At 62.8% G+C, this 1174-nt stretch carries 1 protein-coding gene; it reads right to left on the reverse strand.

What is annotated here, in order from left to right; genetic code table 11:
- Positions 1–1174: NAD(P)/FAD-dependent oxidoreductase (locus OQK_RS25025; protein WP_238537264.1), on the reverse strand; the 1174-nt coding region annotated here is incomplete at both ends.

Below are 1174 nucleotides of genomic sequence, written 5' to 3' on the forward strand. Positions count from 1 at the left end.
GGCATGGCTCTGGCTCCCAGGCACGCAGCGCATGAATGCCACCGTCGGGCAGGACCCACGGTTGTTGGGTCAGCTCGCTGTCGCGCTCAAGAATCAGATCGGCCAGCGTCCGGCCGCCGAGATTGCTGGCACCGACACCCTCGCCGCCATAACCGCCAGACAACGCGATGCCGTTGGCGCGGTCGCAGAGCATGTGCGGCTTGAAATGCCGCGACATGCCAAGGTTGCCGCCCCAGGCGTGGGTGATCTGCACATTTTTCAGCTGCGGGAACAGTTCGCCGAACAGATAGCGGCGCAACTCGACTTCATCGCGGGTCAGGTTGAAGTCATGGCGCAGCTTGCCGGCGAACTGATACCCGCCACGGGCGCCGAAGATCAGACGATTGTCGGCACTGCGCTGGCCGTAGGTGACCTGGCGGCTGAATTCACTGAAGGCCTGGCCGCGATTGAGGCCGATTTCGTCCCAGGTCGCAGCGGACAGCGGTTCCGTGGCGACAATTAGGCTTTGCACCGGCAATTGATAACGGCCAAGTGGCGGCAAGGTCACCGAATAACCTTCCACCGCCGGGACGATCCAACGGCTGCGCACGCTGGCCTTGGCGGTACGCAGACTGCCGGGTTGCCAGTGAGTGACCGGGCTGTTTTCGTAGATTTTCACGCCCATGTTCTGCACGGTCCGCGCCAGACCACGGACCAGCTTCGCCGGGTGAATGGTCGCGACATGGGGGGCGAAGATGCCGCCGTAGGGCTTGGCCACGCGGATCTGCTGGGCCAACTGCTCGGGACTGAGCCAGCGGTAGTCGTTATCGGTAAGGCCTTGGGCGTGCAGCTTGCTCAGGTAATCACGCAGAACGGCTTCCTGCTCTGGGTAGCGCGCGGCACAATAAAGCACCCCGCCCTTACGGTAATCGCAGTCGATGCCTTCGCGTTCGAGGACGATCTCCACTTCATCGGGAATGCTGTGCAGCAGATCGAACGACGCCCTGCGTTGCAGCGGCGATAAGCCTGCGAGCAAGCGATCTTCGCCCAGCAAATTACCCATCAGCCAGCCGCCATTGCGTCCGGACGCACCGAACCCGGCGTTTTGCGCCTCGACGATGGCGATATCCAGGCCGGGCGCCTGTTTTTTCAGGTAGTACGCCGTCCACAGTCCGGTGTAACCGGCGCCGATGAT

It is taken from the genome of Pseudomonas sp. R62 (assembly GCF_000257605.1).
Classification (GTDB): Bacteria; Pseudomonadota; Gammaproteobacteria; order Pseudomonadales; family Pseudomonadaceae; genus Aquipseudomonas; species Aquipseudomonas atacamensis.